This is a genomic window from Pseudooceanicola lipolyticus, from assembly GCF_002786325.1.
Classification (GTDB): Bacteria; Pseudomonadota; Alphaproteobacteria; order Rhodobacterales; family Rhodobacteraceae; genus Pseudooceanicola_C; species Pseudooceanicola_C lipolyticus.
The window spans coordinates 1-2782 of the sequence record NZ_PGTB01000287.1 but is presented as its reverse complement, the minus strand read 5'-3'; the positions used below and the strand labels follow the sequence as shown (position 1 = coordinate 2782).

The following is a 2782-nucleotide window of genomic DNA, read 5'->3' as shown; positions in this document are numbered from 1 at the left end:
ACCGTCAGGAACGGCAGCAGCCCGCCGGTCTGCGGCACAAAGCCGAACAGCGCCCCGCGCAGGCGCGCCAGGTCCGGGTTGCGCGGCCCCTGTACCCATAACGCGGCAAGGTCGGTTTCGCCCCCCTGCCCGTCGCGGTGCAGATACACCGTGCCCGCCCCCGGTGCGCGCAGCAGTCCCAGCAGCTCCAGCAGCAGGGTCTTGCCGGCGCCGCTGGTCCCGGTCAGCGCCACCGCCTGCCCGGCGCCAAGCGCAAGGTCGTCAATCTCCAGCCGGAAGGCGCGGTCGCCATCCTTCAGCGCGATGCGCCCCGACCGGATGCAAAGCTCGGCCGCCATGCGTGGCTAGGGCAGCACGTCGAAGGGCATGGCAAAGACATGATCGCCATCGGGCGCGCCGTCATACAGCGCGGTCCAGACATCCGGGTCCAGCAGCCACTTGCGGTATTGCACCAGCTTCTGGCGCATCCCGTCCAGGATCTGGCGCCGGTTCATCGCGCTTTGCGCCCAGCGCTCCTCGGTGGTCAGCATCAGCTGGCTTTCATAGGGCAGATCTTCGAGGAATTCCAAGGCGCCGCCCAGCGTGTCGCTGTCGGGATTGACCAGCCGGTCGGGGTTCTGCGCCATGCGCGCCACCACGTCGCGCACCTGGGTGAAGAAGCTGGCCGCGTCCTCGGCGCCGCGCGCCTGTTCGCCCAGCGTCAGAAGCTGCGACAGCAGGTCGGCCATGGTCGCCATCTCGTTCTTGGTGACCAGCAGGCGCGGCTCGATCGCCAGGCGCGACGGATCCTCCACCGCCTTTTCCGACACCCAGCCCTCGATCACGTCGGGCGCCTGCGCGCCGGTCTCGCGGCCCAGATAGGCCAGCTGCATCGCCAGCCCCAAATTGACCAGCGCTGGCCCGGTTTCCTCGGGGCTGAGCACGCGCTGTTCGTTGCGGGCGGTGCGGATCACGTCGGTGATCGCGGTGACCAGACGTTTGACCGTGGCCTCGAAGGCCTCGGGCGCGCCGTCGTCAATGCCGTAATAATAGGTGTCGTCCTGGAACCGGCTGAGTTCGCGATAGGCGTTGGCGGCATAGGCATGCTGCGCCTCGCCGCCGGCAGAGGTTTTCAGGTGCAGCGTCATCACCGCCACGCCCTCGTCCTGGGCGGCGCGCTGCAATTCCTTGGCGCCGATATCCGAGCGCGCGTTGGGGTCGCGGACATCCTTGGGCCCGGCATCGGTGATCAGGATGACGATACGCGCATCGAAGGGATCCCCGCCGCCGGCCTCCCAATCGGTGAGATCTATGGCATCCTCGACCCCGGCAAAGCTGTCTTCGTTAAAGCCCGGTGAATCCACCGAGGCCACATTGGTCGCGGCGCGGATGGTGGCCAGCACCTCGGTCTGGTCATTGCGCCGCTGCAACGGCAGCAGGGTGCGGGTGCGGTATTGCAGGCGCGGTTCGGCGGCGGTGTTGTCGCGGAAGGCCACCACGCCGAATTGCACCCGGTCGCCGATCTCGGTGCCGCGCATCTCGCGCACCACCTGTTCGACGGCATCCTGGGTGCGGGCGATATAGGGTTCCATCGATTGCGTGGTGTCGAAGACAAAGACGATGCCGGCGTCGAAATCGCCGGGATCGGCCTGGCCCTGCCCGGCCTCGCGCAGAGGCACCGAGGCGACCTGCATCAGCAGGTTCTCCTCGTAATTCAGCGGATGCAGGTCCTGCACGAAATCGAGGATCGGCATCAGGTAGAGCTGGTCGACGATATTGACGAAGACCGGCGGTTCGGCGGCGGCGATGCCGCGCTCGGGCGGCACCTGTCCGGCGGCGATTTCGCCCAGCATCTGGTCCTGCACCTGGCGCAGGGCTTCGTGTTCCATCAGCCAGCGCAGCCGCTCTTCGCTGTCGAACAGGATCTGGCGCTTGCGCCCGGCCGGGTTGGTGAAAGCGGCGACGATGTTCTGCTTCCAGCGCACCACCGCGCCGGCCTCGACCCAGCCCTCGGGCCCGGAGGAGACCGAGGGGCCGACTTGGAACCAGCCCGGCTGTTCGGCATAGACATAAAGCGGCAGGAAGGTGGGATAGGTTCGGGTTGCCGCCCCCCCTGCCGCGTCATGCAGCAGCGCGCCGGGGCGGGTCAGCACCCGCTGATACACGCTGGTCTTGCCCTCGGCCAGCAGCGGGCGCTGTACCTCTTGCGCCGATGCCGGGACGGGGCCCAGCATCAGGACCGCAAGCAGCAGCGCCGAGACCCATTTACCTGCAGTAATCATCATAAGCCCCTTTGGCCAAGGTCGAATCCGCGTCGGCCAGCCGCGCGCAGGTGGCGGCCAGGCGGGTGTCGGCCTCGATCGCTCCCGCCGCGACAGCGCGATGATAATACTCCACAGCCTTCGTGTCGTCGGTCGCAAAGCTGAGCCCGATCAAGTTCTCCACCCGCGCGTCCAGTTCGGTGCCGTCATAGAGCGTGCCGAACAGCAGCAGCGCCTGCGGATCGCTGCGCGCGGCATAGTCTTCCACCAGCGCCAGCGCGACATCGGGGGTGATGTCCCGGCCGCAGTTGCGCATCGCCTGCCCCACCGTTGCAAAGCCGCCGCCGAGGCCGGAGAGCGCATTGACCGAACACGTGTCGGTCGCGGCACGCGCCACCACGGCGCTGGAGTCGGGTTGGCTTGCCGTGTCGGCCGGCCAGTGCCACCAGGTGCCCGCCGCCGCGCCGGCCACCACCGCAAACAGGAACAGCAGCAGCGAGGTGAACAGGCCCAGACCGGCGGCGCGGCGCGCCCGCGGTTTC

General features: G+C 68.2%; 2 protein-coding genes and 1 pseudogene. All 3 read right to left on the bottom strand.

Annotation, left to right across the window (positions count from 1 at the left end; genetic code table 11):
• Positions 1–338: ATP-binding cassette domain-containing protein (locus tag CVM52_RS25040; RefSeq protein ID WP_133119987.1), on the bottom strand; the 338-nt coding region annotated here is incomplete at its 3' end.
• 6 nt (positions 339–344) lie between these two features.
• Positions 345–2261: a vWA domain-containing protein gene (locus tag CVM52_RS25035; protein WP_100164987.1), complete on the bottom strand. Its 1917-nt coding sequence runs from the start codon at positions 2259–2261 to the stop codon at positions 345–347.
• Positions 2245–2782: pseudogene (locus CVM52_RS27230) on the bottom strand (hypothetical protein); the annotation flags it as partial. The gene CVM52_RS25035 and the pseudogene CVM52_RS27230, both read right to left, overlap by 17 nt.